Source organism: Parafrankia sp. FMc2, from assembly GCF_041008525.1.
Taxonomy (GTDB): Bacteria; Actinomycetota; Actinomycetes; order Frankiales; family Frankiaceae; genus Parafrankia.
This window is the reverse complement of the sequence record NZ_JBFLUG010000502.1, coordinates 1-614: the sequence shown is the minus strand read 5'-3', so window position 1 is coordinate 614 and position 614 is coordinate 1. Positions and strand designations below refer to the sequence as shown.

The following is a 614-nucleotide window of genomic DNA, read 5'->3' as shown; positions in this document are numbered from 1 at the left end:
GGGGCTTGGGCTGGGTACGGCGCAGCACCGCGACCTCATGCCGCAGCACCAGCAGCTCGATGTCCTTCGAGGCTGACGAACGGCCGAGGAGAACCAACCAGCCACACACCCGCACGAAGATCAGATAGAGCAGGCGCACGGACACAACTGACCATCATGCCGCCAGTTCTCCATCGTCGCATCACCCCAGCTCACGGGCCCAAGCCGACTTTTGGCACCCCACAAGCCGGTCACATACCGGGAGTAGATGTCGAGGATGACGTACAGCTTGTACCAGACGCCTTTCTCCGGGCCCTTCAACGCGGTGATGTCCCACGACCAGATCTCGTCCGGTCCGGTCGCGGACAGCTCCGGGCGGACCCGGGGCGGGTGGGTCGCCTGCGCCCGGCGTTCCCGCGTCTGCCCGGCCGCGCGGGCGATGCGGTACATCGTCGACAGCGAGCACCAGTACCGGCCGGCGTCCAGCTCACGGGCCCAGACCTGCGGGTGGAGCGTTCCCGCTTTTGTAGACAAGCCTAACTATGCCGCACGGAGGTCTCGTCCGTCAAATTCTTCCTCGAACTCGATGGGGGTGAGGTAACCGATTGCGGAGTGTATCCGCTGCCGGTTGTAGT

At 64.8% G+C, this 614-nt stretch carries 1 pseudogene; it reads right to left on the bottom strand.

The annotated features are described in order from the left end of the window. Nucleotides 1-204: 204 nt before the first annotated feature. Nucleotides 205-483: pseudogene (locus AB1460_RS38150) on the bottom strand (IS3 family transposase); the annotation flags it as partial. Nucleotides 484-614 lie beyond the last annotated feature (131 nt).